The organism is Neobacillus niacini, from assembly GCF_031457145.1.
GTDB lineage: Bacteria > Bacillota > Bacilli > Bacillales > Cytobacillaceae > Neobacillus > Neobacillus niacini_J.
This window is the reverse complement of the sequence record NZ_JAVDVZ010000012.1, coordinates 13308-39148: the sequence shown is the minus strand read 5'-3', so window position 1 is coordinate 39148 and position 25841 is coordinate 13308. Positions and strand designations below refer to the sequence as shown.

At 36.9% G+C, this 25841-nt stretch carries 25 protein-coding genes; 16 read left to right on the top strand and 9 right to left on the bottom strand.

The window, feature by feature from the left end:
• Nucleotides 1-141 precede the first annotated feature (141 nt).
• The 3 genes from J2Y03_RS22165 to J2Y03_RS22155 all read right to left on the bottom strand — a co-directional run bounded on the left by J2Y03_RS22165 (nt 142) and on the right by J2Y03_RS22155 (nt 1693).
• Complete coding sequence (locus J2Y03_RS22165) at nt 142-891, bottom strand: IclR family transcriptional regulator (protein WP_310198406.1); 750 nt, start codon at nt 889-891, stop codon at nt 142-144.
• 99 nt (nt 892-990) lie between these two features.
• On the bottom strand, nt 991-1278 hold the full coding sequence (locus J2Y03_RS22160; RefSeq protein ID WP_310198403.1) for a hypothetical protein: 288 nt from the start codon (nt 1276-1278) through the stop codon (nt 991-993).
• A complete protein-coding gene (locus tag J2Y03_RS22155; RefSeq protein WP_310198400.1) occupies nt 1271-1693 on the bottom strand; it encodes a riboflavin kinase in 423 nt (140 codons plus the stop codon). Before J2Y03_RS22155 ends, J2Y03_RS22160 begins: the two co-directional genes overlap by 8 nt.
• Before the next feature lie 350 nt (nt 1694-2043).
• Here J2Y03_RS22155 and J2Y03_RS22150 point away from each other — a divergent pair, with 350 nt between their 5' ends.
• The 5 genes from J2Y03_RS22150 to J2Y03_RS22130 all read left to right on the top strand — a co-directional run bounded on the left by J2Y03_RS22150 (nt 2044) and on the right by J2Y03_RS22130 (nt 6702).
• Nucleotides 2044-3399, top strand: coding sequence for an MFS transporter (locus J2Y03_RS22150; protein ID WP_310198397.1), 1356 nt, complete (start codon nt 2044-2046; stop codon nt 3397-3399).
• 13 nt (nt 3400-3412) lie between these two features.
• The gene (locus J2Y03_RS22145; RefSeq protein WP_310198394.1) at nt 3413-3922 is read left to right on the top strand and encodes a flavin reductase family protein; all 510 of its coding nucleotides are present in this window, start codon (nt 3413-3415) and stop codon (nt 3920-3922) included.
• Between the two features lie 196 nt (nt 3923-4118).
• A complete protein-coding gene (locus tag J2Y03_RS22140) occupies nt 4119-5063 on the top strand; it encodes a fumarylacetoacetate hydrolase family protein (RefSeq protein WP_310198391.1) in 945 nt (314 codons plus the stop codon).
• Between the two features lie 5 nt (nt 5064-5068).
• On the top strand, nt 5069-5566 hold the full coding sequence (locus tag J2Y03_RS22135) for a DinB family protein (RefSeq protein WP_310198388.1): 498 nt from the start codon (nt 5069-5071) through the stop codon (nt 5564-5566).
• Between the two features lie 23 nt (nt 5567-5589).
• Nucleotides 5590-6702, top strand: coding sequence for a cupin domain-containing protein (locus tag J2Y03_RS22130; RefSeq protein WP_310198386.1), 1113 nt, complete (start codon nt 5590-5592; stop codon nt 6700-6702).
• A 219-nt stretch (nt 6703-6921) separates the two neighbouring features.
• Here J2Y03_RS22130 and J2Y03_RS22125 read toward each other — a convergent pair whose 3' ends face one another.
• Together J2Y03_RS22125 and J2Y03_RS22120 are read right to left on the bottom strand one after the other, a co-directional pair.
• Nucleotides 6922-7740, bottom strand: a complete 819-nt coding sequence (locus tag J2Y03_RS22125; protein ID WP_310198383.1) for a response regulator transcription factor — start codon at nt 7738-7740, stop codon at nt 6922-6924.
• A 63-nt stretch (nt 7741-7803) separates the two neighbouring features.
• The gene (locus J2Y03_RS22120) at nt 7804-9585 is read right to left on the bottom strand and encodes a sensor histidine kinase (protein WP_310198381.1); all 1782 of its coding nucleotides are present in this window, start codon (nt 9583-9585) and stop codon (nt 7804-7806) included.
• 195 nt (nt 9586-9780) lie between these two features.
• Here J2Y03_RS22120 and J2Y03_RS22115 point away from each other — a divergent pair, with 195 nt between their 5' ends.
• From J2Y03_RS22115 to J2Y03_RS22080, 8 genes are all read left to right on the top strand, one after another.
• Nucleotides 9781-10749, top strand: coding sequence for an ABC transporter ATP-binding protein (locus J2Y03_RS22115; RefSeq protein WP_310198378.1), 969 nt, complete (start codon nt 9781-9783; stop codon nt 10747-10749).
• A gap of 23 nt (nt 10750-10772) precedes the next feature.
• Nucleotides 10773-11777 carry an ABC transporter ATP-binding protein gene (locus tag J2Y03_RS22110; protein WP_310198376.1) on the top strand — a complete coding sequence of 335 codons (1005 nt, stop codon included), beginning with the start codon at nt 10773-10775 and terminating at the stop codon, nt 11775-11777.
• 21 nt (nt 11778-11798) lie between these two features.
• Nucleotides 11799-12749 (top strand): ABC transporter permease, encoded by a 951-nt coding sequence (locus J2Y03_RS22105; protein ID WP_310198374.1) that lies wholly within the window; start codon nt 11799-11801, stop codon nt 12747-12749.
• A gap of 24 nt (nt 12750-12773) precedes the next feature.
• Entirely contained in the window at nt 12774-13676 is a 903-nt protein-coding gene (gene opp4C, locus J2Y03_RS22100; protein ID WP_396954246.1) for an oligopeptide ABC transporter permease, read from the top strand.
• A gap of 118 nt (nt 13677-13794) precedes the next feature.
• Nucleotides 13795-15414, top strand: a complete 1620-nt coding sequence (locus tag J2Y03_RS22095; RefSeq protein ID WP_310198373.1) for an ABC transporter substrate-binding protein — start codon at nt 13795-13797, stop codon at nt 15412-15414.
• A 105-nt stretch (nt 15415-15519) separates the two neighbouring features.
• On the top strand, nt 15520-16713 hold the full coding sequence (locus J2Y03_RS22090) for a M20 family metallopeptidase (RefSeq protein ID WP_396954245.1): 1194 nt from the start codon (nt 15520-15522) through the stop codon (nt 16711-16713).
• A 60-nt stretch (nt 16714-16773) separates the two neighbouring features.
• Nucleotides 16774-17637, top strand: a complete 864-nt coding sequence (locus tag J2Y03_RS22085) for an MBL fold metallo-hydrolase (protein ID WP_310198370.1) — start codon at nt 16774-16776, stop codon at nt 17635-17637.
• Between the two features lie 497 nt (nt 17638-18134).
• Nucleotides 18135-18491, top strand: coding sequence for a nucleotide excision repair endonuclease (locus J2Y03_RS22080; RefSeq protein ID WP_310198368.1), 357 nt, complete (start codon nt 18135-18137; stop codon nt 18489-18491).
• A 159-nt stretch (nt 18492-18650) separates the two neighbouring features.
• Here the strand turns inward: J2Y03_RS22080 and J2Y03_RS22075 are convergent, their stop codons facing one another.
• Both J2Y03_RS22075 and J2Y03_RS22070 read right to left on the bottom strand, forming a co-directional pair.
• Nucleotides 18651-20195 (bottom strand): glycine betaine uptake BCCT transporter, encoded by a 1545-nt coding sequence (locus J2Y03_RS22075; RefSeq protein WP_310198365.1) that lies wholly within the window; start codon nt 20193-20195, stop codon nt 18651-18653.
• A gap of 56 nt (nt 20196-20251) precedes the next feature.
• Complete coding sequence (locus J2Y03_RS22070) at nt 20252-20914, bottom strand: hypothetical protein (protein ID WP_310198362.1); 663 nt, start codon at nt 20912-20914, stop codon at nt 20252-20254.
• Nucleotides 20915-20972: 58 nt separating this feature from the next.
• On the opposite strand from J2Y03_RS22070, the gene J2Y03_RS22065 reads away from it, so the two are divergent.
• From J2Y03_RS22065 to J2Y03_RS22055, 3 genes are all read left to right on the top strand, one after another.
• Nucleotides 20973-21914: a TRM11 family SAM-dependent methyltransferase gene (locus tag J2Y03_RS22065; protein ID WP_310198360.1), complete on the top strand. Its 942-nt coding sequence runs from the start codon at nt 20973-20975 to the stop codon at nt 21912-21914.
• 369 nt (nt 21915-22283) lie between these two features.
• Nucleotides 22284-22904: a LysE/ArgO family amino acid transporter gene (locus tag J2Y03_RS22060; RefSeq protein WP_310198359.1), complete on the top strand. Its 621-nt coding sequence runs from the start codon at nt 22284-22286 to the stop codon at nt 22902-22904.
• Between the two features lie 132 nt (nt 22905-23036).
• Entirely contained in the window at nt 23037-23183 is a 147-nt protein-coding gene (locus tag J2Y03_RS22055; RefSeq protein WP_310198355.1) for a hypothetical protein, read from the top strand.
• A gap of 20 nt (nt 23184-23203) precedes the next feature.
• Here J2Y03_RS22055 and J2Y03_RS22050 read toward each other — a convergent pair whose 3' ends face one another.
• Nucleotides 23204-24040: a MurR/RpiR family transcriptional regulator gene (locus J2Y03_RS22050; RefSeq protein ID WP_310198352.1), complete on the bottom strand. Its 837-nt coding sequence runs from the start codon at nt 24038-24040 to the stop codon at nt 23204-23206.
• Between the two features lie 229 nt (nt 24041-24269).
• Nucleotides 24270-25838: an IS200/IS605 family accessory protein TnpB-related protein gene (locus J2Y03_RS22045; RefSeq protein ID WP_310198348.1), complete on the bottom strand. Its 1569-nt coding sequence runs from the start codon at nt 25836-25838 to the stop codon at nt 24270-24272.
• Nucleotides 25839-25841: the final 3 nt, after the last annotated feature.

Sequence of the window (25841 nt, the reverse complement as noted above, 5' to 3'; positions counted from 1 at the left end):
CTATATAAAAATTTGTAAATATTTAGTTTAGTAGTTTATGAGAATGCTATTTATCTATCAAATAAGATACAAAAAACCACACGACAATTACCTAAATACTAGTAATTGCAATGTGGTTTTTTTATTTAAAGGGGTATTGAATTATTCTTTCCAACCTAATTCCGTTGAAATTTGCTCACTACATTGTTTTAAATTTATAACGATTTCAGAATCTGGTGTTGTATCTATTGAATTGTAGAAGCCAACGACGCTAAGGACTGCAACGATTGTGTTATTGCGATCGAAAACTGGAGACGCAACTGCACTAATTCCTTGAACGATTGTACCGACTGTATAGCTATAGCCGTTTTTTCGGATACTTGGTAAGATCTTTTTAAAATCATTTATTGCATTTGGGACATTTTCTAACTCTCTTTCAATCAGTGGCTCAGTCACAGCTTCTGGCAAATAACTTGCAAAAACCTTACCTGTGGCGCTATCTGTAACCCCTACCTTAGAACCGACTTTAATACCGATAGGGCCTGCGCTTTCCTCCCAACTTACAAAGAATGGACCATTTTTTCCGTAAACAGCAAGTCCACATGTTTCATTAAATTTATCTTTTAATTGCAATAAAAAGGGTTGTGCAATATCAACAATCTTTATATCATTGGATGCTTTTAAACCAAGCCGTAATATTTCTTTTCCAAGTACGTATTTTGAATCAGGATTTTTTGCTAGCATGCCAGTACGGACAAAACTATTTAGATAGCGGTATATCTTGCTTTTTGAAGTTTGACATAACTCTGCTATTTCGGTGATTGAAATGGGCCTTTCTGCAGCTGCCACCAACTGTAATATTGAAACGCCGATTTCAATAGATTGAATCCCTTGTTTTTTATTATCTTCCATGCACACATTTCCTCCTGGGATGTTCTGTTCACTATTGTTAAACATTCTAATAATAAGATACCATAGAATGGTAAATTTTATAAGAAACAAAAAAGACTCTTAAGCCGATTCGATTTGAGAGTCTTTTTTAAAATTCCAAAAGTTTTCTAGGTGAGCTTTTACACCACCCGGACCAAATTTAATTTTCTGTGTATCTTTATTTAAATAACTAAAAAATGCGATGATAATTTTTCGACGACTTGAGACATTTATCATGTTTTGGTCATAGAACCATGCATCGATTATGTTATAAATTCCACGATTCACGCAATATGTTTCCTCACAGTATCTAACAAACTGTAAATCAGGCAAATGAATGAGTTGTTCGATTTTTTTATTACTAAGCATGTAGTCGTCCCCATAGTGCAAGCGCCTTCTTCCTACGATTAGCAGTATAGCGGGCATCTTTGTTCAGTTGCTGAATCAAGTCAGGTAATGAGGAAAACTTTTGTTCATTGCGTACATAGAAGGCCAATTCTACTGTTAATTCTTTACCATAGAGATCGTCGTTAAAATCTAAAATATGAACTTCGTAAGTTATGTGATTACCGTCATTAAAAGAGGGTCGCTCGCCCACGTTCATTACACCCATATAAAGCTTTTCTCCATAGTAAACATACACGCCATAAACACCTTTTGGCAGATCTACTAGTTTATAAGGCTCAATATTAGCAGTAGGATAACCAATTGTTCTCCCTAATTGCTTTCCTTGCACCACAATCCCCGTTACAATGTCATTTTGAAAGTATATTAGTGATTGCATGATTAATCAGCTCCTTCGATATAAGAAATCCTTATTGTTAACCATAGATAAACCGTGTTAACTATAGGTTACAAATACCATATCAAAAATGAAAGCGTTTGTAAATAATTATCAGAAAAATCCACGAATTCAAAAAAAATGACTTTACAACATATATGGGATTCACTATTATTAATTATGAGATAAACATATGGTGAATAGTGTTTACTGTATGTGAACTTATTGTGGAGGTGTTACTACTAAGGTTAATATTTTGTATGAATGATGGAAATTTAAGGGGATTTGGATGGGATGCTTCACGAAAATCATAAAAGTATGCATTTGCTTACTTTTGAAAAGGGGGAATATTATTGAGGACAATAAACGTTGAAAACAAGATTAATGAGTCTCGTTTTAATTCGTTACATGGTATGGTTTTATTCTGGTGTGCATTTATTATTGTTTTTGATGGTTATGACTTAGTGGTTTATGGATCAGCACTAGGGGCAATATTAGCTGAATGGGGAATTACACCTCAAGAAGCTGGGAGTCTACAAAGTCTAGCACTATTCGGAATGATGTTAGGGGCTTTAATTTTTGGACCTTTAGCGGATAAGATTGGCCGTAAAAAAGTTATTTTGTTCTCTGTCGCATTGTTTAGTGTTTTTACTGCAGGGATTGCTTTTATCCATAATCCTACTACATTCGGTATTTTCCGATTTATTGCAGGATTAGGGCTTGGTGGTGTTATGCCAAACGCAGTTGCGCTAATGACTGAGTATTCACCCAAAAAATTAAAGAGTACATTAGTCTCAATGATGTTCAGCGGTTATTCAGTAGGTGGGGTGTTGGCTGCTGGAATAGGCCTTGTTATTATTGAACCATTTGGATGGCGTGCACTGTTTTTAGTAGGCGGTATACCACTGTTAGCACTTCCATTTATGTATAAGACATTGGAAGAATCACCTAAATTCTTAATAGCTCATAATAAAAAGGAAGAATTGAGCAAAATTATACAAAAGCTTGATCCAGGCTATAAATTTAATAACTCACATACGTTTGTGATGGGCGTTAAGGAGGAGGAAAAAGGTGCTCCGATTATTAACCTATTTAGAAATAATCGTGCATTCAGTACAGTAGTTTACTGGATTGCCTTCTTTATGTGTTTGTTGATGATTTATGGGTTAAATACATGGCTACCTCAGTTAATGAAGGGAGCTGGATTAGAAGTATCTGGTTTAACATTCTTACTGGTTCTAAATTTTGGTGCGATTTTCGGAGCTATTTTTGGTGGACAATTGGCAGATCGCTTCGGACCTAAAGTTATTTTAGCCATTTTCTTCTTAGGAGCAAGTGTATCACTAACACTATTAGGTTTTATTGATAACCTACTTGTGATGTACATTTTAGTTGCCATCGCTGGTGCAACTACAATTGGTACTCAAATCATTATGAATGCCTATATTTCACAGTATTACCCTGTTGAAATGCGCTCAAGTGGACTAGGTTGGGCTCTGGGTGTTGGTCGCTTAGGTGCGATTGCTGGACCGATGATAGGCGGGCTACTAATGACAATTAGCCTACCATTCTATCAAAACTTTATAGTATTTGCGGTTCCAGGCGTTATCGCATTTGTCATGGTTATTCTAGTTCAAGAAAAATACTCTTCAACAATATATCAGAGAACGTTAGTTGAAACACAACTTGCTGTTGAAGAACAAAATTAGGGAGGATGACATTATGACAATTTCAACTACTGAGATTCAGTCGTTATTTAAACAGGCATTAGGTAATTACCCGACAGGAGTGACGATTGTAACAACAACAGATGAGAATGGAACACCTGTAGGATTAACGGTTAACTCATTTGCTTCTGTATCATTAGACCCCTTAATGGTGCTTTGGTCAATCGATCATAAAGTCTCTACATTGGAAACGTTTACAAATGGAGGGAAATTTGCTATTCACATTTTAGCAGGCAATCAGCAACAATTATGTTCAACGTTTGCAAGTAAAAATGTAGATCGCTTTAGTACATGCAATTGGGAGCTATCAGAAAATGAATTACCAATTATTGATGGGACATTTGCTGTATTAGAATGCAAAACGCATCAAACAGTTGTAGCAGGGGACCATACCATTTTAATTGGTGAAGTAACAAATATTCGAGTTGACGAAGAGAAAGATCCGATGCTTTATCACCGCCGTCAATTCGGCCCAATTCCAAACGAATTTTATCAATCCAAATAAAAAAACAGTAAGTGACCTTTCACGTTAACTCTTTGGAAGGTCACTTTTATATATGGTTTAACTAAGTAAAACAATAGTTAACTTTGTGGGAGGTGGGTGATTTTCCTGTAAGATGTACAATTTTCAATATAAATAGTGTAGAAATATTGTCATACAAGAAAACAACCAACAAAATTTTAATAAAAGGGAGAATATGATGAAACTTATTACTTATACTGCTAACGGCTACTCAAGAATTGGGGCAATCACTAACGACGACAAAATAATCGATCTAAATTATGCATACCAAGCTCAATTACAAAGCGAAGGAAAATATCGCTTTAAGGAAATTGCAGAGGCTTTTGTTCCATCTGAAATGGAAGTGTTTTTACAAGGTGGGAAAGAAAGTATTGAAATCGCTCAGAATGCGGTCAATTACGCATTAGAAAATTCAGATACATATCAGCATAAACTCATTTTCAACAAGGATGAAGTAAAAATAGAAGCACCATTACAAAAACCGGGAAAAATATTTGCGGTGGGACATAACTACCGCGAACATATTTTAGAGATGGGGCGTCAGATTCCAACACATCCAGTCGTGTTTGCAAAGTTTGCGAATACAATTATTGGTCCACAGGATGATATTCCATTCCAGCCCGTTTCGGAACAACTGGACTATGAAGCGGAATTCGCATTTGTCATCGGAAAACGTGCGAAAAACGTTTCAGAAAAAGAAGCATTTGATTATGTTGCAGGGTATACAGTAGCCAATGATGTTACGTATCGTGATATTCAACGACGTACTCTACAATGGCTTCAAGGTAAAACAGTGGATGGCAGTTTACCACTAGGTCCATGGTTAGTTACTGCAGACGAAATAAAAGATCCGCAAAGTTTAGAAATGGTTTTAACCGTTAATGGGGAAGAGCGTCAACGAACAAACACAGCTAACCAAGTATTTACAGTAAAACGTTTAGTATCATTCTTATCACATCTTGCAACATTAGAGCCTGGTGACATTGTTATAACAGGAACTCCTGGCGGGGTCATTCAAGCAATGGAGCCTCAAGTCTGGTTGAGGGACGGAGATGTTGTGCGCGTAGAAATCGAGCAAGTTGGTGTGCTAGAAAACACCGTTAGGAAAAATAGAGAGGAGTAGGAAACATGACGCAAATGTATATCACTTCCGTTAATGAATCGATTGATAGAATGATAGAAACAGTGAACGGCTTATCCGAAGAAACAATTCGTTGGCAGCCATCAGAAGATGAATGGTCCATCATGCAAATTGTCGCTCATATTACAGAAGCATTACCTTATTGGGTGGGAGAAATTGAGCAGCTGGTGGAAACCCCAGGAAAAGAATGGGGCAGAAACCATCTACATGAAGGGCGATTAGAAGCAGTAAAGCCTGAAACGGTCGATGCAATTTCTGTAAACGAACTGCTAAAGGAGCTTGAACAGGTCAAACAAACAGTTCAAGCCGGAATTGAAAAGTTAACAGAGGAACAGCTATCAGCAGAAGCTGCAAGCGTGAATCCAAACTTTGGTATGCAGACGCTGTCCTTTATTATTGATCATCTAATTATCCAGCATGTGAACAAACATGAAGGTCAAATTCAGCACAATCTTACCAAGTTAAGTAACCAAAGTGCTAAATAAAAATGAAAAGAGGAGAGGTTTAAATGGCTGAAAAAGCAAGTTACCTTAAAGATCAAGATGTAAAGGATTTTACGAAGGACATTCAGCAGTACAATCTTGGGCCATTATGGGAAGCAATCCCAGAAGTAATGAATAAAAATCCAGAACCTCATGCACAAGCTTACTTATGGGCAGGAGAACTGTTAGAAAAGAAGTTAATGGAAGCCGCTGAGATCTTTACACCAGAACGTGGCGGGGAACGTCGAGCGATCTATTTCCAAAACCCAGGTTTAACATACCGTCAGCCTTGGGGACATGTTTCAACTACTCAAACTTTATATGCAGCAGTTCAGCTTCTTTTACCAGGTGAAAAGGCGCCATCCCACCGTCATTCACAAAGTGCGCTTCGTTTTATTACAGAAGGGGAAGGTGCTTTTACCATTGTTCAAGGGGAACGAATCTTTATGGAAGAAGGAGATTTCCTCATCACTCCAAAAAATCTATGGCATGGGCATGGTCATGTTGGAGATAAACGTATGATTTGGATGGATGCTTTGGATATTCCGACTATTTACAATCTTGGTGGCACATTCTTTGAACCATATGCAGATGGCTTACAAGAACCCAATGTTCCTGATAACTTCTCCGAAAAACGATACAGAGGCGGAATGGTACGTCCAGTTGGTGATGAACAATATGATGTAGCTCCACTAGCAAATTATAAATGGAGTCGTACCGTTGATGCGATTAAAGGTTTAATGGAATTTGATCCAAATTCAAACCACGGCTTTGCGGTGGATTATATGAATCCAACGACTGGAAAGTCCGCGAATCCAACGATGGGGACACGGATGCAGTTCCTTCCACAAGGATTCAACACGAAAGCACTTCGTCATACGCATTCAACCATTTATCATGCGTATAAAGGATCTGGCTATACGATTATTAACGGTGTTCGCTTTGATTGGAAATCAGGCGACTATTTCGTAGTACCAAACTGGGCATGGTATGAACATGTTTCCGCGGAGGATTCTTACCTATTCTCCGTAAATGACCTTCCAATTATGGACCGCTTTGATCTAGAAAGAGAAGAGCAATATGAGAAAAATAATGGCCATCAAACAGTTACTGGGGAATTCAAACCGGACTTTAGATAAGGACAATCATAAGAAATTTCAAAGTGAAAACAGTAAAAAAATAAGCGTATACGAGATGAAATCTCATTTACGCTTATTAGTTTGAAAAAATATTTATTAGGTTAAAAAGCTTTTCTTAAAAATCATTCAATACGCAAAGAAAAAGGGGCATCCATCTTTTAGTGCTTCTGTTCGTTTATTGCCTATATTAATGGCATAATTCTTATTTTCCTGCATTTTTTATCTAGTTGAATCTTCCATAATTACTTGATGTTCTTCGTCAATTTCAGTAACGATTTTCGCAGGTAATTCTTTTTTATAGTCATTTGGTGTTTTACCAAAATGCCTTTTAAATGAACGAGTAAAATTTTGGGAATTAGTGTATCCGACTGCCTTACAGATCTCATAAACTTTATATTGCTTTCTGATCATTTCTGCAGCTTGTTCCATACGAACTTGTTGAAGGTAGTCAGAAAAATTCATATTTGTAACCTTTTTAAAGTATTTACTGATGTATGTTGGACTCATATATGTTATTTTTGACACCATTTCTAGGGTTGCTTCTTTGAAGTTTTCTTCAATGTATTGAATCACTTTTTGAATAATAGGGTCGGTATTTTTAATTTCATTCATTAGATTTTGCTCTACAGCTACTATTCTATTTGGTGTTTCACCTTTTTTTCTTTCATCTAATTTTGCCTTCATTTTATGAAAAATATCATATATTTCTTGATATTTTGTGGGCTTTAAAATATAATCTCTTACCCCGAATTGAAGTGCTTTATGTGCATATTCAAAATCGCGATATGCACTTAAGAAAATCGTTTCTACATTTGAATTCGTCTGGTATAAATGCTCGGCTACTTGTATGCCTGTACATTCTGGCATCATAATATCACACAGGAGTACGTCTACATGATTTGATGAAATATAATCAATAGCTTGCTGACCGTTTTCAACCGTTTCCTCAATTTCAAATCCAAGAGTATGCCATGGAAAATAATTGCTTAAACCATGGCGAATCTCATACTCGTCATCAGCTATTAAAAGTTTATACATGTTCATCACCTCATTTATCATTGTTTTATACTATTAATCTGTTATTTTTCTTATGATCATTTTCTATTGCCTTAAAACGATGGGGAGTGTCATTTTCACCATTGTTCCCCAATGTGATTTACTATAAATTTGAATGCAATTATCTTCACCATAGGAAAGCCGCAGTCGTTTACCTGTGTTGATCAGTCCGATATGCTCTGATTGAAATGTTGTTTCAAGAAGTTTTTCTCTTAACTCTCTGACCCGGTCGGTTTCAAATCCTGTTCCATTGTCAGAAACGGAAATAATCAATTGATTAGGCTTTTCTCTGACTTTTATTTTGATTAATCCCATTTTATTTTTAATGGTTCTTAAACCATGTTCCAAACTATTCTCGATGATAGGTTGTAATAATAATTTTAATATTTGGGAGTCAAGATGATTGGTTTGCACATCCCAAATAACATCGAACTTGTCTTTGTAACGAATCTTTTGGATCGCAATGTAAGATTTTGCATGTTTAATTTCATCTATAAATGGGATATATTTTCGATCATAATCTAAGGCAGATTTCAATATATCTCCTAAGTGCTCTATCATTTCACTGATAGGATTGTCTATTTTTCCAGTTTTTGCAACCGCTTTCCATTTTATCGTTTCAAGTGTATTTAATAGAAAATGGGGGTTCAACTGTGCTTGTAAAGCACTTAATTCCATAAAGGCGGATTTAACCTTCTTCTCATTTAATTGCGTCTTTAAGTATTTTTTTTCTAAGAAATTAACCAATATTTTTTCAATAATGTGGGTAAATAGGTCACCTTTTCCAATTCTAGGCTGAAGATGATTGCCAAACTCTGCATCATTCAGCAGTCTAATAATATCATAAATACTTTTAGTATTTTTCTTTGTTAAATAGAGGCTCAATAAAATGGTAACAAGTAAGGATATTAGGGATGCAATAAATATATAAATGCCTAATTTAATAGGTAATGCATATAGAGAACTATGCGGTGTAAACGAATAAAAGGAAAAATGTGCTTCTTCAGATTTTGAAATTGTATATCCAAGGTAACTTCCCCCAAAATATTTATCTACATTTTTTATAATATCACTTATTTGAACTCCAATTATATTCTGATCATTTTCCGAAAAGGAAGGGCCTGAAATGATTACTTTTCCATTTTTATCTACAATCAAATTTTTTTGTCCTTTTATCGTATTAGATTGATTAAGTTGTTCCTGTAAATAATCTGCGTAAATGTTTAAGACAATTACTCCATCCCCTTTTCCCATAATATCAACGGTTTGAAAAAAAGAGAGAATGTTGGTATTAAAGTTATCAATTCCGTATTTTTTATATGAGCGTCTTTCCAACCAAACGGCTGGAGAGTTGTTTAAATGATGAATATTATAACTATCGTACCAACTTGTATCATAAAATTCCTCAAATTCCATTAGTCCCCCAGTTGTAGAGCTAATAAAACGATTTTGATGATTAGACACATAAATATAGATAGATTCTATATAAGAGCGAGTAATAGGTGGCGAATCAATAAAATTTTTGAAGGTGGATAGCTCTTTTAATGAAGTGGGGTCAGGGAAGGGGACATTTAATAAGTGTTGTAGTTTATTAATTTCGATTGCACTGGAAATCATTTGTATGTTAAGTGTTCCAAGATCGTCAAATAATATATCCATTTTTGAAAGAATCTGCTTATGAACATTATGGTTTGTTTGCTTTTCGTTTTGGCCGATATACTGGTAAATAATAAAGAAAGATAGAGTTCCAAGAATACACAAAGGAATAAAAGCAGGAATTAAAAGGCTAAAAAAATGTTTTAAAAACAGTTGATGAGTTGATTTCATAGTAATAACTTCCTTTATTTTGTATCTTCTTCATACTTATAAGATTTGTCAACAAATGAGTAATTTTATGACAAGAAGTGAGTAGAAAGATAATAAGAATATCTATCAATAGCTCTCCGCTAGTTGTAAAATTTAGAATAATAATTAATATTTGACTATTACGAAAATTCTATCATAAATTCGGGGGTGAGTATAGTGAATTTATTGCTGAAAGTTAATGAGTTAGAAACTGCATTTTTGACTGATCAGGGTGAGGTCACTCCCGTTGACGGTGTAAATTTGGAACTAATGACTGGTGAAACACTATGTATTGTCGGTGAATCAGGCTGTGGTAAAAGCGTTACTTCTATGTCCATTATGAGATTATTAGGGAAAAATGGATTTATCAAAAGTGGTTCTATTCAATTCGAAGACAAGGATTTAGTAGGATTACCTGAATCACAGCTCCGCAAAATTCGCGGATGTGACCTAGCAATGATTTTTCAAGATCCAATGACTTCCTTAAATCCTGTGTTTACAATTGGAAATCAATTGATGGAATCTAGTAGGTTACATCTAAAATTAAGTAAAAAAGAGGCAAAAGACCATGCTATCAATATGTTAAAAAAGGTTGGGATACCAAGAGCGAATGAAATAATGAATGCGTTTCCACATGAGTTATCCGGCGGTATGCGCCAAAGGGTTATGATTGCAATCGCTCTTTCCTGTAAGCCGAAGCTACTTATTGCAGATGAACCTACCACTGCATTAGATGTAACCATTCAAGCACAAATATTAAATTTAATGAAAGAACTTCAAAAGGATACAGGAACGGCTATAATGCTGATTACTCATGATTTAGGTGTTGTTGCTGAAATGGCAGATAGAGTCGTAGTCATGTATGCAGGTCAAGTTGTGGAAGAGTCAGATGTTTTTACTTTATTCGAAAAACCATTACATCCTTATACACAAGGATTAATGAAATCTGTTCCTAATATTTTGGTTGAGGCCGATGAAAATCTAGTATCTATTCCGGGGACAGTTCCTTCTCTTCGGAACATGCCAAAAGGATGCAGATTTTCCTCAAGGTGTGAATTTGCAACCGAGAAATGTAAAAACAATGCGCCTCCGCTAAAGAATGTGGGTAAAGGTCACAAAATTAGATGTTGGTTAGTTGAGGAGTAATTAATAAGAAAGGAGGAGACGTAATGAGTACCGTTCAATTGAAAACACAGAACATGGATCAAGAACCCCTGCTTCGAATTAATCATTTAAAAACATACTATCCAATTCGAAAAGGGTTATTTTCCCGTACTGTTAACAATGTAAAGGCCGTGGATGATATAAGTCTGGACATTTATGAAGGTGAAACCTTAGGGTTAGTAGGTGAATCAGGCTGCGGGAAATCAACAATCGGTAGAACAATATTAAAACTGGAAAAGCCTACCTCCGGTGAAATTTGGTTTAAGGGTGAAAATATAACATCATATTCAAATATGCAGATGCTCCCAATACGTACTGAAATGCAAATGATTTTTCAGGATCCATTTTCCTCCTTAAATCCATGGATGAGGGTCAAAGACATATTAAAGGAACCTATTATCACACACAGAATTGTAAAAGGTCCGCTAGAGGCCGAAAAAGAAGTGGACCGTTTACTAGATATTGTTGGGATCCCAAGCTCTTATAAATTCAAATATCCACATGAATTTTCAGGAGGTCAGCGCCAACGAATTGGAATTGCGAGAGCACTTTCATTAAATCCTAAGTTAATAATATGTGATGAGCCTGTTTCAGCGTTAGACGTTTCGGTACAGGCGCAAATTTTGAATTTACTTAAACAATTACAAAAGGATTTAGGATTAACGTATCTGTTTATTGCCCATGGATTAGGGGCTGTAAAATACATCAGTACTCGAATTGCTGTTATGTATTTAGGAAAAGTGGTTGAAATAGGTTCTAAGGAACAATTATTTAACAATCCAAAGCATCCATACACAAAAGGGTTGTTAAATGCCTACCCGGTACCAAACCCAAAAATGAGGAACAAAAAACAAAAAATTATACAAGGTGATATTCCTTCTCCGGCAAATCCCCCTTCTGGATGCCGATTTCACACAAGGTGTCCATTGGCACAAGAGAAATGCCGGCAAACGGAGCCTATTTTGGATGGACAAAGTCATTCTGTAGCATGTCATTTTCCTTTATCGTAGATTTTGAAAGGAGTTTAATTGATGTTCACATATATTCTTAGACGAATATTCATCTTTATCCCCGTTTTAATTGGCATAACCATTATTAATTTTTTTATTATCAATTTAGCACCAGGTAGTCCAATTGATATGTATTTGGATCCTAATGCAACAGCAGAGTCGATTGAAGCGGAGGAAGAGGCTTTAGGTTTAAATGACCCGCTTTATGTCCAATATTTCCGATGGCTAGGGTTAATTCTGCAAGGGGATCTGGGTTATTCCATGAGTTCTTTTGAGCCTGTTTCCCAATTGATTGGTGAACGAATCATGCCAACAGTCACATTGGGGATTACTTCCATTGTTGTTGCATTGATTATTGCTATTCCAATGGGGGTAATCAGTGCAGTCAAACAAAATTCAAAGTTCGATTATTTCGTGACTGGCTTTTCTTTTCTAGGCATTTCCATTCCAAATTTTTTCCTCGGATTGGCACTTATATATATATTTGCAGTTAACCTTAATTTATTGCCAACCGGAGGGATGACTACCCTAGGTGGAGATGCCGGATTGTGGGTTCGAACCTTGCACATTATTTTGCCTACCATTGTTTTAGCAACAGCCATAGCGGGTAGGAAAGTTCGTTATGTACGGGCAAGTATGCTAGACGTATTAAATCAGGATTATTTGCGTACAGCGCGTGCAAAAGGAGTTCATGAGTTTTGGGTTACGAATAAGCACGCACTTCGTAATGCACTCATTCCTATCATTACCATTGTCGGTTTGGAAATTCCACTCTTATTCGGCGGGGCCATTATTACAGAACAAATATTTCAATGGCCGGGAATTGGACAATTAACATTGCAATCAATCCTTTCCAGGGATTATCCGACAATTATGGCTATTAATTTAATTGCCGCTGTAGTTGTCTTATTCTGCAATTTATTAACAGATATTTTGTATTCCATTGCCGATCCACGAATTAAATACAACTAATTTTCCATTGGAGGTGAGGCTGACATGTCTGAAAGCAATATTCAAACAATAAAAAGCAGTAGTTCAACTATGTTTGATGACATCAAATCCCAAAATCAATTTCGGCAAATTATTGGGAAGTTCATGAAGCATAAACTTGCTGTTGCAGGTCTTATTTTTACTCTTTTCCTACTAGTAATAGCTGTTTTGGTCCCATTCATCACACCATACAGTCCAACAGAAGTAACGGGTAATTTCGCGGCACCGCCGAACAGTGAAAATTGGCTAGGGACTGACCAATTAGGCAGAGATATATTAAGTAGACTTATATATGCTACCCGTATTTCGGTAATTGTCGGTTTCGGGACCGTTGCCGTCTATGTAACCTTTGGAACCATTATCGGATTATTATCGGCTTACTATGGCGGCTGGGTTGATATGATGATGATGCGAATTACAGATATGTTTATGGCGTTTCCATTTATGGTCGTTATTTTAGTTGTAGTAAGTATAGTTGGGCCTAGTTTGCCGTCTATCATCTTTGTACTTGCCTTGTTTTCATGGCCAAGTATTGCTCGATTGGTTAGAGGAAGTGTCCTTTCTATTAAACAATCAGATTATATTAAAGCGGCTGTTTCATTAGGATACAGCACTCCACGTATCCTTTTTAAACATATATTACCTAATGCTACCGGACCTATTATTGTAAATGGAACATTTGGGTTAGCGGCCGCTATTTTAACGGAATCCGGTTTGAGCTTTTTAGGAATGGGTGTACAACCTCCCACTCCTACTTGGGGAAATATGCTGACAGAAGCTCAATCGATTTCTGTTTTAAGCAGCCAGCCTTGGCTATGGGTTCCAGCCGGATTAATGATTCTATTAACCGTTTTAGCTGTTAACTTCGTTGGAGATGGTTTAAGGGATGCATTTGATCCAAAACAATAAAGCGTAAAGGAGGCATAATAAAGAGTTCATTAACTAGATTTATATTTTTCCATGAGTATGTATGAATGGCTTCGTTAATATGTATTTTAAAGATTGTATTAGAACAGGGGGAAGGAAATTGAGAAGGCTTAAAATAAAAATACTATATTTACTATTAATTGTTGGATTTATCTTGATTGCAACCGCATGCAGTAATAATGAGGAAGTTGTAGAGTCAGACACTAATAATGGAAGTAATGCGGGTGGAGATAAGACCGTATATATTGGCCTGGTTAATCCACCAACCAATTTAAACCCGATTAACGCCCAGGGAAATGCTACTGAACAGATGCTGACGATTATGACTGACAATTTAGTAGGGATTAATAGCAACATGACATTTTCACAGAAATTAGCAAAAACCATTGAAACAACGGATAATCAAACATTTACAATTACACTCCATGAAAATGCAAAATGGAGCGATGGAACTCCTTTTACAACAAAAGATGTTAAGTTTACGATGAAGATGGTGACACATCCAAAAGTTACTACAACATTTATGTTTAATTATATTGAAGGGTTAAATGATTCAGGGAAATTAGAAAGTGGTACTGAAATTTCGGGCCTTGAGATTGTTAATGACCATACATTTAACATTACAACGAAGTATCCAATTGACATGATATTCTTCAAAGATGATTTTGCATCCAAAATTCGTTTTTTACCTGAACATATTTTAAAGGATGCTAAACCTGAAGAATTAGATAAGCACGACTACATGATCAATCCGACCGTAACCCTCGGGGCATTCACCTTAGAAAAATACGCGAAGGACCAATATTTGGAGTTTTCGATTAATAAGGATTACTATTTAGGTGTGCCAAAGGTTGACAAAATTTATGTAAAAATTATGCCTGCATCAAATATAGTAGCACAGCTTCAAACTGGGGAATTAGATATGCATATGGAAGGGACTGCACTAATACCAACTGAAGACCATGAAAGGATATCAAATTTATTGAATGTAAATGCAGAGTATTCTGATATTTCTTTTCCAGTCCATTTTATTATTAACAATGGGAATATTTCAGATGAAAAGGTTAGAAAAGCTCTATTCTATGGAATTAACCGCGAAATGTTTGTAAAGCAGCTTCTAAATGGAAATGGAGAAATTATTCATGGCGTTCTGCCAAGTGCCCATCCATATTATAATAAGAACATTGAACCTTACCCGTATGATCCAGAAAAAGCAAAACAATTGTTTAAAGAAGCAGGGTGGAATTTTGACCAAGTGATTAATTTTGTTGTACCTGTTGGAAACAAGACACGTGAAAGAGCAGCCGAATTAGCGGCGGAAAACCTAAATTCGATTGGTTTAAAAGTAAATATACAAAAATTTGATTTCCCAACGACATTTAAAAAATTAAAGGAACATGAATTCGATATTACCGTTACAAGTATTCCATTTCGACCAGATCCAAGTCATGTTTTTAACTTCTTCAGAAAGGGTTTTCCAAACGACTTTGCAAACTATGACGGTCCAGAATTGGATAAATTAATTCAATCAACTGTACTAGAACCAGATACAGAGAAAAGAAAAGCTATTTTTAATGAAGTTCAAGAATTATTCAATAATGAAGCTGTTGTTTTCCCACTTTATTCAGAATTCCAATTGCATGCAACTTCGAAGGCGATGAAAGTCGGAAAATCAGGCTATGGAATGTTAGATAATATTTATCAATGGGAGAAAGAGTAGGAAGATTCCATGGAGGGGAATATTTTTCCCCTCCTTTTTAAGGTTTATTTGTAACCGTTTTTGTTATGGCTACTAGATTCTTATTAATGAGTGGGGTGCTAATGAATGATGATTGAGACACTTAAAGTAGTTGATTTATTTGATAAATTAGAGGAGATTTTTCCTGAATTAGTCCAAATTCGCAGGGATTTTCATATGCATCCGGAGTTAGGGTATGAAGAGGTTGAGACTCCTAAAAAGGTTGCGAAATATTTAGGTGAATTAGGTTTAGAAGTAAGAACACAGGTGGGCGGAAGAGGAGTAGTTGGTATATTAAGAGGGGGAAGACCAGGGAAAACTGTGGCGCTGCGCGCCGATTTTGATGCCTTGCCTATTCAAGATGAGAAGCAAGTAGAATATAAATCGCGTGTTCCAGGGGTTATGCATGCATGCGGTCATGATCTCCACACTGCAGCATTACTTGGGGTAGCTAAGGTTCTAAGCGAAGTAAGAGATTCTATTGAAGGGAATGTTGTATTTATCCATCAATTTGCCGAAGAGAAACATCCTGGTGGAGCCCTGCCAATGATAGAAGATAATTGCTTAGAAGACGTTGATGTTATTTATAGTGCACATGTTTTGGCAAACCTTCCATATGAAACGGTTGGAATTAAAGAAGGGTATTTATTAGCATCAGCAGATGAGTTTGAAATTGAAATAATTGGTAAGGGAGGACATGCGGCACATCCATATGAAGCAATTGACCCGATCGTATTAGGCAGCCAAATTATAATGAGCTTACAGCAAATCGTTAGCAGAAGAATCAAACCAATGGATCCTGCTGTTGTCTCTGTTTGTACATTCCATAGTGGCGATGCCCATAACGTTATCCCTCATTCTGCAAAAATGACTGGCTCTGTAAGGGCATTCAATAAAGAAACACGTATTAAGCTAGAGGAATCAATAAAATCAATTGTCCAAAATTTGTGTGATGAAGCAGGAGCGACAGTGAAAATTAATTATCTCCATGGTTATCCATCGGTCTATAATGATCCTGTTGAAACAAAGCGCGTTGAGAGAGTGGCAAAAAGCATTTTTAGTAAAGATAAAGTGATAAAAAAAGAACCATTTATGGCAGCAGATGATTTTGCCTACTTTTTAGAAAAAGTGCCAGGCGTGTATGTGATGGTAGGCGGTCGCAACGATGAAATAGGTGCTTCATATCCACACCATCATCCAATGTTTGATGTAGACGAGCGGGCGATATTAACCATTGGTAAAGTTTTTATTTCTTCCGTTGTCGATTATTTATCAGAGTAACAATATTTAGATAATTACCTAGGATTTAATAAAAGCTGAAATGGATTGGAGAGAATATAAATGGAAGCAGTTTTTAAAGTTACACTATTAGGGACAGGTTCTCCAATCATTGATATGAACAGGTTCGGCAATAGTACATTAGTAGAAGTAGACGGACAAAAAATATTATTTGATGTTGGACGAGGGGCATTGTTAAGACTCAGCCAACTTAATATTTTGCCCGGTGATATCGATAAAGTGTTTTTTACCCATTTACATTCAGATCACTTAACAGGTTTTCCCGATTTATGGCTGACAAGGCTTAAAGCTACCTATAATACTAGAAACGAGCCTATGAAAATTTGGGGCCCAAAAGGGACGAAGCAGATGGCTTATTTTTTAGAAAATGCTTTCAGTGCTGATCTTAATAGCAGGCCGCATACAGAAAGCAGGCATATTCAAGCCCATGATATTGAAGAAGGGGTTTTGTATGACGAAAAAGGTTTAAAGATAACAGCCTTTCTAGTGGATCATGGTGAAATAAAACCTTGTTACGGATATCGTTTAGACTTTAAAGGGAAATCAGTGTTAATCTCAGGTGATACTAGGTATAATGAAAACTTAATCTTTCATGCCGAAAATATCGATGTCCTTATTCATGAGGTTGCAGCTGCAGATTTAGAACAACAAGATTCTGACAGATATAAGAGAGTACTGGAAATCCATACTACACCAGAAGAGGCCGGGGACATTTTCAGCCGAGTACAGCCTAAGTTAGCTGTTTATACCCATGTCGTTTTATTAGGTGGAATGTCGGAGGAAGAAGCCAGGTTAGTGGAAAGAACGAAGAAGTATTTTTCTGGGGAAGTTGTTGTTGGGAAGGATCTCATGGCAATTGTAATAGGTAATGATGTAAAAGTCATGCATTCACAAGAAATCACCTAAGGTTAGTTCTTATCATCTGCAGAGTTGGGCGTATTAAGGCCGATTGAAGTATTAATGGAAAAAGCTCTAGTACCTCGAGGGGCAGAATGTGTCAAAATAAGATTTTCCGATTTCTAGTTCTGATTCACTATCATCCCGGGTTTGGTCCAACACAAACCCGGGTTTTTTTGGCCAAATTCAATAATATGCCATTAACAAGACAGAATACCTATGGAACAGCTTAAGGATGATTACAATTTCATAGAAAAAGTTGCTTTCATTAATGGATTAATGATTTTCAAACATCTTAACTTCTAAAATTGCAGGAGTCGTGGTCGTAGCGTGCAGGTGGTCTGGAGTGACCGAAGAGCTTGAGGAAAACGGATTTGGGTCACTGCAAGTGGAAGTAGAGCCAACTATTATGTCAATTTAGTTAGAATCCTCAAGATTTGGACATAGTATTTATTAAGGATTTATGTTAGCATTTAAAGCACTGTAGAAAAAGGAAGTGAGCTTACGTGATCAATATAACTGTTCCGAAACCGGACGTTACGATTACCAAACAAGACAATCCAGAGATGAGTAATATTTATGGATTTACAGATTTTCATCTTATCACTCGTGAAAAGGGTGGTATTTTCATGTTTTATAATAAGGAAAATGAGCTTTTATTCGTGGGGAAGGCAAGGAAGCTACGTCCTAGAATTAAGAAGCATTTTGAAGATACAGTTTCGCCAATCAAGAATCATCGCGATGAAGTGACGAGGATTGAGGTTTGTGTGATTGACGACCCTGTACATAGAGAAATTTATGAAACGTACATTGTTAATGAGTCCAAAGCGAAGTACAATATCGACAAGGTATTTTTTAGATAATCAAAAGGAAAGGCATTAGGTATCGACCTAATGCCTTTTTCTCTTTTAAGAAGGTTGCTTTCGAAATGATTGTTGTTAAAATCTTAAAGCCGATTTTAACGTGGAAATGAAGTTATTTTGCGCTTTAGAGTTTAGTTTGCAGCTCTTTTCTTATTAAATTTATTCTATTTTCTGCGGATAAGAATGTGGTACGCCTCGTTTACTCCCTCTTTGTATTTCAGCTTCACTTTTTAACCCTTTCCGTAAAGAGAAGCACATGACGATTAGGATAATGGTAAATGGGAGCGCCGCTGCGATGGAGGCTGTTTGCAATACGTTCAAACCGCCGGCTAAAAGCAAGACTCCAGCTAAAGCGGATTGAATGACCCCCCATGTCATTTTAATTTTATTGGAAGGATTTAATGTTCCACCCTCACTGAGCATACCTAATACAAAGGTGGCAGTATCGGCAACCGTTATATAGTAAATGGCTACGACAGCAAATCCCAAAATGCTTAGCAAAGAACTGAATGGAAGATAATCGAAAAATGTAAAGATGGCCAATGATACGTTTTCGGTAATATAGGTGGCTAGATCACGATTACCTGTGTTTTGAACAATTTCAAGTGCAGCGCCGCCAAATATGGACATCCAAAGACATGTTCCGAGCGTGGGAACAATCAAAACACCTATCACAAACTCCCTTACGGTTCTGCCTTTCGAAACTCGGGCAATGAACATCCCGACAAACGGTGCCCAGGCAATCCACCAAGCCCAATAAAACAGCGTCCAGGACGCAATCCATTCCCCTTCACCAAAGGGCCTAAGCCTTAAACTCATATGGATAAAATCACTAATATAGAGGCCCGTCGTATTAAAGAACACTTTTATAATCGTCATGGTTGGGCCAACGATTAAAATCAGCAGCATAATCGCAAAGGATAAAATCATCGCCGCATTCGATAAGTATTGGATACCTTTCTCTAAGCCTGTATTGATAGAGAAAATAAATAGAACGGTTGCCACTACGATAACGACCAGCTGGACGAATAATGTATTGGGAAAGCCAAATATGTCATGCATTCCTGCTGTCACCTGCATGGCACCAAGACCTAACGATGTTGCGATACCGAAGACCGTTGCAAAAATAGAAAGGATGTCTATGGTTTTTCCTATCGGTCCGTAAATTCGATCGCCCAGTATCGGATGAAATGCAGAACTGATGGCTGCGGGCAGCTTTTTGTTGTATTGAAAAAAAGCAAGGGCTAATCCGATAACAGTGTAGATGGCCCATGGATCCAAGCCCCAGTGAAAAAAGGTATATTTCATTGCGGTATTGGCTGCGTCAATGGTGTAACCTTCCCCATAAGGAGGGGTGGTGTAATGGGTGACGGGTTCCGCAACACTCCAGTAGACAATTCCGATTCCCATTCCAGCACCAAACAACATCGCGAGCCAAGAGGCCGTGTTAAAATCAGGTCGGTCTGTTTTTTTACCAAGCCGAATATCACCGTATTTGGAAAAAAGTAAATAAACCGAAAAGATTACAAAGAATAGGGTTGCACTAAGATATACCCATCCAAGGTAATCGATTGAACCCGTATAGATGGTATCGGTGACTTTAGCGAGATTGTCGGTGAAAAAGACACCCCAGATAATAAAAATCAGGGTTAGTAATAATGAGATAATAAAAACACTGTTACCGCTTTGTTTTTTGCTAGTCATAGAAACCTCCTAGTAAAGTGGAAGAATAGTCAGATTTTCAACATTTGAAGGTAAAATCACTTATCAAGGAGATTATAGAGAAATTCCCACTTCTCAGTGTTCATCAACTCTTCCTGAGAGACTTCTAACCCGCCTCCAAGATAAACCGTATGGCCTTTAACGGCGACCACCATCGCTTCAACGATTTCATTCATGTCGTTCTTTTTATAAATGTCACCTATTGATGGCAGCAGTTCAATGTCAGGATTACTTGGTGGAATGTCTTGTGCGTTATCAATTTCTCCACTTTCACTATTTTGATAATCAATAGGGTGACTGTCAGAAGCACGGCCGGGTAACATTAATAAATACTCATTATGCTTGATTCCGTGAGAGTTACTTGTAACGACCCCTTGTTTATCAACGGTTTCAACCACATCGATTTCATTTAACGAATATGTATCCAGCGAATCGGGCAGGGGATTATGGATTAAAATAAAATCTCCTTCTTCCGCTTTTCGATCCTTATTGAGTGTATATGCCTTATGATTGAAGATAAAGCTATCCTGTTCCGTTGGCTTGTATTTTTCTACACTTGCGGCATTGGTGATATGCTGTGTCATATCCCGCAGCTTAATAAGATGGACGGATAGTTTATACATGGGTTTTATCCCATATACCCTGTGTAATTCATTGTTATAATAGACAAATTGGCCTTTTCGTACTTGATACAGTTTCACGAATCAATCTCCTTTCAGTAAGGTGGTTATTAATAGGATGTCTTATTTTAGAAAAAACATGATTTTAAAGGATGAGAACAAATTGGATACCAATATCTATACATACACAGGTTATGAAGATGAACGGTCATTGCGCGCTTTGGAAATGCGCTCCTTGTTTGGAGTTGAGTCGGAAACGAATGTTTTAGAAAGTCCTATAAAAATTGATCCTAGTCGAAGTCCGTTTATTAAGGAGAGAATTGCGGTGATTTTTGAGGGAGAAAGCCTTCAAGAGCTTCTCGAAAAAGTCGGTGGTTTTGAGGTAACCGGAGAAACGTTTAGAGTGGTGTTTGTGAAAAATGGTGAGGAATCATTCGAGGAACGGCGTGCGATGGAACGAGAAGTTGGATTACAAATAAAGGGAGTCGCCGATATTCGTAACCCACAGCGATTGTTTGCGATTATGCATGTAAACGGAAGATGGGTTTTTGGTGATTATGTGAAGGCTGAATCTATTTGGTTTCGACATCAACAGAAGCCACATCAATACTCCACTGCGCTTAGCACACGTGTGGCAAGGGCAGTAGTGAATATTGCTATTCCTGATCCAAGCGGTGTCAAGGCGATTGATCCTTGCTGTGGAATTGGGACTGTTCTTGTGGAGGCGTTGTCCATGGGAATTGATATCGTAGGTGGCGACAATAACCCTCAAATTCTTGCTGGAACAAGAGAGAATATCGCACACTTTGGGCTTAAGGGTGAAGTGAAGTTTAAAGACATGCGTGAAATTACCAAACATTATGACGTAGCAATAATTGATTTACCCTACAACTTGTGCTCAGTTATATCACCAGAAGGACAGCTCGAAATGCTCCAAAGTGCGCGGAGGTTTGCTGATAGAGTCGTAGTGGTAACAGTTGAACCGATTGATGAGATTTTAAATCGTGCTGGATTTGTTATTGTAGATCGAGCGGTTGCGAAAAAAGGTGCATTTACTCGGGAAGTAATTGTGTGCGGGTAAGGTTTTAGAATTAATAATGAAATAGAAATGATAGGAACAGGTTTAACACCCAATCTAAAAAATAGACGGAAAAATTCCGACTAATTTGTATATATCATTGAAAATAACCCTAATAGACGGAGAAATTCCGCCTATTGACTCGAAAAACGGGAAAATAGGCAATTTAGCTTTGCATAAGCGGAAAACCTCCGCTTATTTACCCCGAAACGGGCTCCATTCTAAAATTAACCGGAAAATCTCCGCTTATTACTCTGGTGGTTACTCAATAGAGGAGGATAAAACTTCTTCTCGAAGGGCTAAATCAAATAGCTTTATAGTAGAAACTCCTGACATCCTTCGCTATTCTAATAAGGAGTAGGGGGAATCATAGTGGAACCATTATTTCATGGAATACTATTGGCATTTGGTTTAATCTTACCTTTAGGAGTTCAAAATGTATTTGTATTTAATCAAGGTGCTACGCATAAAAAATTCACCAATGCTTTGCCTGCAATAATAACAGCAGGAGTTTGTGATACAATATTGATTTATTTGGCCGTAGCCGGAGTATCAATTATTGTTTTTAGTTTTGAAGGGTTAAAAATCTTGTTATTTTTAGTAGGTTTCTTTTTCCTAGCATACATGGGATGGGTTATGTGGAAAAACACGCCTGAAGTAAGCACTAAGCAAGAGGAAAATCGATTTTCAGCGCGGCGTCAGGTTACATTTGCTGCATCAGTGTCCTTACTTAATCCTCATGCTATTATGGATACAATAGGAGTTATTGGTACGAGTTCATTGGTTTATACAGGATATGAAAAATGGGTGTTTACCTTGGCTTGTATAGTGGTATCTTGGATCTGGTTCTTTTTATTGGCAATTTTAGGAAGAAAGATTGGTCAAATTGATAGAAATGGTCAGTTCCTAAAACGTTTAAACCAAGTTTCAGCAATTATTATTTGGGTTATGGCTATTTATATGGGATATCAGTTGTACTCATCTTTAATGTGATACTAACTTTTTAGAGTGACTTACCAAAGAAATAAGGTGAACCCTACCATAAATAGAGTTAGTTTAAAATATCGGTTCAACTTTTGAAATGGCAAAGCTATAAGGGTGAGGATTGATCGAAGCTGAGCAACTTTGGATAGAGTAACACTAAACAAGCAAGATTATGTCCGAAGTCGTGCAAACTTCGGACAAAGAAGAGCCAAAAAAGCAAGGTCGTGTCAACTTCGGACAAGGAAGAAATACAGTAATGTGATAAAGGAACTGCCTGTTGTCCCTTAATTTTGCTACGTAAAAAACAACTACGGCAGCCTTGGTAATTGGTCTTTATACATTTTTCGTAATTCACTCAGTTTTTGTAAATTCTCGAGTGATTGCTGTTCAAGATTCTGGCCAATGCCGAGAATAAAGGTTTCTACTAAAAAGGTAGGTGCAATCATCGAGTGGAATTCCCACAACTCTCCTCGATTTGTATAGAAAATATAATCTCCCTCCTCATGAAAATCTGAAATCAGCAAGTCTGTCACAATAATTGTCTTATACTTCACTTTTTTTGCATAATCCAACAGCACAGCTGCCTCTCGACTCATCTCAACAAATCCGAACATAAATACAACATCTTCTTTTTGGAAATGCATGAGAGACTCAAACAAATCATGCCCGCTTTTTGGTAACAGTTCGATTTCCAGCCCAAAACGTGCAAGACGGTGTTTCATTAACACCGCTATCCCTTCTGCAGAACTAGGTGCATGTATATAAATTTTTCTACAATTCATCATTAAGGTAATCGCTTGTTCAAATTGCTCACGATCCAGTGCTTCCAGCGTATTAACAAACTGATTCTGCGTCATGGTTAGTAAATGTTCGTGAATGGGAAGCTGCTGATGTTGGATTTGTAGTAAGGAGTTTTTCAATTTACTTTCTGGTGAAATCTGTTCATTTTCTTTTATTGCTGTTTTAAATGCTTTGAAATTGTCGTAGCCAATCTGTTTCCAAAAACGAGATATGGTCGCATTACTCACATGCAGTTTCTGTGCTAATTCCGTTTCAGAAAAATATAAAATATGTTCCCCACTTTTTTCGATGAAGTCTGCTATTCTTTTTTGGCTAGGAGTTAGTTTTGTAACATCCCACTTCATTTTCATCCCTGGTTACTAAAATCTATAAAAACCTACATTTCGCCTCCGAACCAAGAAAAGAGACATACCGTGACGATTCTCACGTCATTCCATCAGGAAGGGATTTGGACCCTTGTCATGAACCTGCTGTTCAAGACACCCCGCGGTGCTCTGTTAGAGCCGGCGATTTGCAACAGACCATTCCTACCATTGGTCAGCCTGCCGCAAAGAATGGACTTTAGTACCAAGTTTACACCTCCTTGAATTGTAATTCCTGGTTCTTCATCATGAATGTTTTATGAATCACATTCCATAATTTCCAACTATGGTTTTCTTTGAATGTTTCAATATTTTTCAACAACATCCCAATATACTTTCTTCTTTGCTTCCCTTCTTTTGACTCCTTCTCGGATTCTTCCATTGACCCAAGAATGGAAATCAATTTAGGCTTTACCATCGTACGTAAATGATTTAAGAGTTCTTGCGTTATTTTTTCATCCAAACCAAGACCTCTTCTCCCTATGACAAAAGAAGCTGCTTCGTGAACAGATAGGCCATATTTTTTACTAAATTTAAATCGTCCGATGACAGAAGTATAAGCGGGATTTACCTTTTTTATCTTAAATCCATACCTTAAACCTCTAGAGATAAGTGCCTTTTGTATTTTTGTTTTAGCAAACGAATGGACACGGCGATTAAAGGGTTTATTCGTGTCATGGTCTTGTTTTAATTTGATATCTTCTAAGACCATTGCCCCGACGTTCCAGTATAAAAGATACTGAACGATGTTTTTTGCTAGTTCTCCTGAAATATTAGATCTGCGATTGCTTTTTACATATTCCATTTCATGACAATAAAAGGTTTTAGACTCCAATAAGTTTCCTTGCTTTGTTAAAATAGAAACCGAAACACGATCAACATTCACATCAATCCCTGCCACAATATCGGACTGAATCTTTTCATTCCAGTTCAGAATAGAACCATGGACATCCTCATCATAGGTGATGTGGACATAAACCTTCCTATTTTTGCGGTTTAACTCAATGGAATAAGGCTTATATTCTTCGAGAGGTTTATTCTTTGAGGTAACGCCAACTTTATTGGGTAATACTACCGCAACCATTTCATTGAAATAGTTGTCTGGAACTTGGAGTTTGAATCGTAATCTTGGACTTATTTCCCTCTCCTCAATGAGCAGTGGATTCCCCACTTCTAAATAAAACTGTTGCTTCTTGTCATCAAACACGATTCGGGTATTTAAATTCCCCCTTTTGGACTTGTCGCCGCGAGAATAAAGCGTATTAGAACGTAAATCCTTCCATTCCTCTCTCGAAAGAGTACCCTTCAAACGATTATAAAAATTCCTTTTTCCACCAAAGATGACAGTAGGAATAGTTTGATCTTCTTGATGTTTTAATAAAATAGATTCCCTCAATTGAAGTTTTTCTAAGCGGGCCCTCAAACCTTTTAAACATACTTCAAGTGAAACTTTTTTCGGTCTTTTCTTACCTGTCTGATAATCCTCTATCTTCACGGATGTCTTTTTTATTTTCCCTTGGACTTCTTTGATTCTTAATGGTAAGAGTTTTTTTTGACTTGAAATAATGGCTTGTGCTTGCATCACAGCATCTTCAGCATATCTCTTATTCAAACGAAAGAGGGCATTTACCTTTTTAATTAATTTGCCTGACTGTTCACCCTCTATTAAGCGATTAAAAGAATAACGCAATGCAGCACAAAAAACAGCCATTAATCGATTTAATTTTTCGAGTTCTACTGCATTCTTATCACTTATTAAGCAGATTTTTGTAACCTTCATACC

Excerpts from the sequence above, each read along its gene's own strand:
- J2Y03_RS22165 (WP_310198406.1), bottom strand. The coding sequence starts at position 891 with ATGGAAGATAATAAAAAACAAGGGATTCAATCTATTGAAATCGGCGTT.
- J2Y03_RS22160 (WP_310198403.1), bottom strand. The coding sequence starts at position 1,278 with ATGCTTAGTAATAAAAAAATCGAACAACTCATTCATTTGCCTGATTTA.
- J2Y03_RS22155 (WP_310198400.1), bottom strand. The coding sequence starts at position 1,693 with ATGCAATCACTAATATACTTTCAAAATGACATTGTAACGGGGATTGTG.
- J2Y03_RS22145 (WP_310198394.1), top strand. The coding sequence starts at position 3,413 with ATGACAATTTCAACTACTGAGATTCAGTCGTTATTTAAACAGGCATTA.
- J2Y03_RS22140 (WP_310198391.1), top strand. The coding sequence starts at position 4,119 with ATGAAACTTATTACTTATACTGCTAACGGCTACTCAAGAATTGGGGCA.
- J2Y03_RS22135 (WP_310198388.1), top strand. The coding sequence starts at position 5,069 with ATGACGCAAATGTATATCACTTCCGTTAATGAATCGATTGATAGAATG.
- J2Y03_RS22130 (WP_310198386.1), top strand. The coding sequence starts at position 5,590 with ATGGCTGAAAAAGCAAGTTACCTTAAAGATCAAGATGTAAAGGATTTT.
- J2Y03_RS22125 (WP_310198383.1), bottom strand. The coding sequence starts at position 7,740 with ATGTATAAACTTTTAATAGCTGATGACGAGTATGAGATTCGCCATGGT.
- J2Y03_RS22120 (WP_310198381.1), bottom strand. The coding sequence starts at position 9,585 with ATGAAATCAACTCATCAACTGTTTTTAAAACATTTTTTTAGCCTTTTA.
- J2Y03_RS22110 (WP_310198376.1), top strand. The coding sequence starts at position 10,773 with ATGAGTACCGTTCAATTGAAAACACAGAACATGGATCAAGAACCCCTG.
- J2Y03_RS22105 (WP_310198374.1), top strand. The coding sequence starts at position 11,799 with ATGTTCACATATATTCTTAGACGAATATTCATCTTTATCCCCGTTTTA.
- opp4C (WP_396954246.1), top strand. The coding sequence starts at position 12,774 with ATGTCTGAAAGCAATATTCAAACAATAAAAAGCAGTAGTTCAACTATG.
- J2Y03_RS22090 (WP_396954245.1), top strand. The coding sequence starts at position 15,520 with ATGATGATTGAGACACTTAAAGTAGTTGATTTATTTGATAAATTAGAG.
- J2Y03_RS22085 (WP_310198370.1), top strand. The coding sequence starts at position 16,774 with ATGGAAGCAGTTTTTAAAGTTACACTATTAGGGACAGGTTCTCCAATC.
- J2Y03_RS22075 (WP_310198365.1), bottom strand. The coding sequence starts at position 20,195 with ATGACTAGCAAAAAACAAAGCGGTAACAGTGTTTTTATTATCTCATTA.
- J2Y03_RS22065 (WP_310198360.1), top strand. The coding sequence starts at position 20,973 with ATGATTTTAAAGGATGAGAACAAATTGGATACCAATATCTATACATAC.
- J2Y03_RS22050 (WP_310198352.1), bottom strand. The coding sequence starts at position 24,040 with ATGAAGTGGGATGTTACAAAACTAACTCCTAGCCAAAAAAGAATAGCA.
- J2Y03_RS22045 (WP_310198348.1), bottom strand. The coding sequence starts at position 25,838 with ATGAAGGTTACAAAAATCTGCTTAATAAGTGATAAGAATGCAGTAGAA.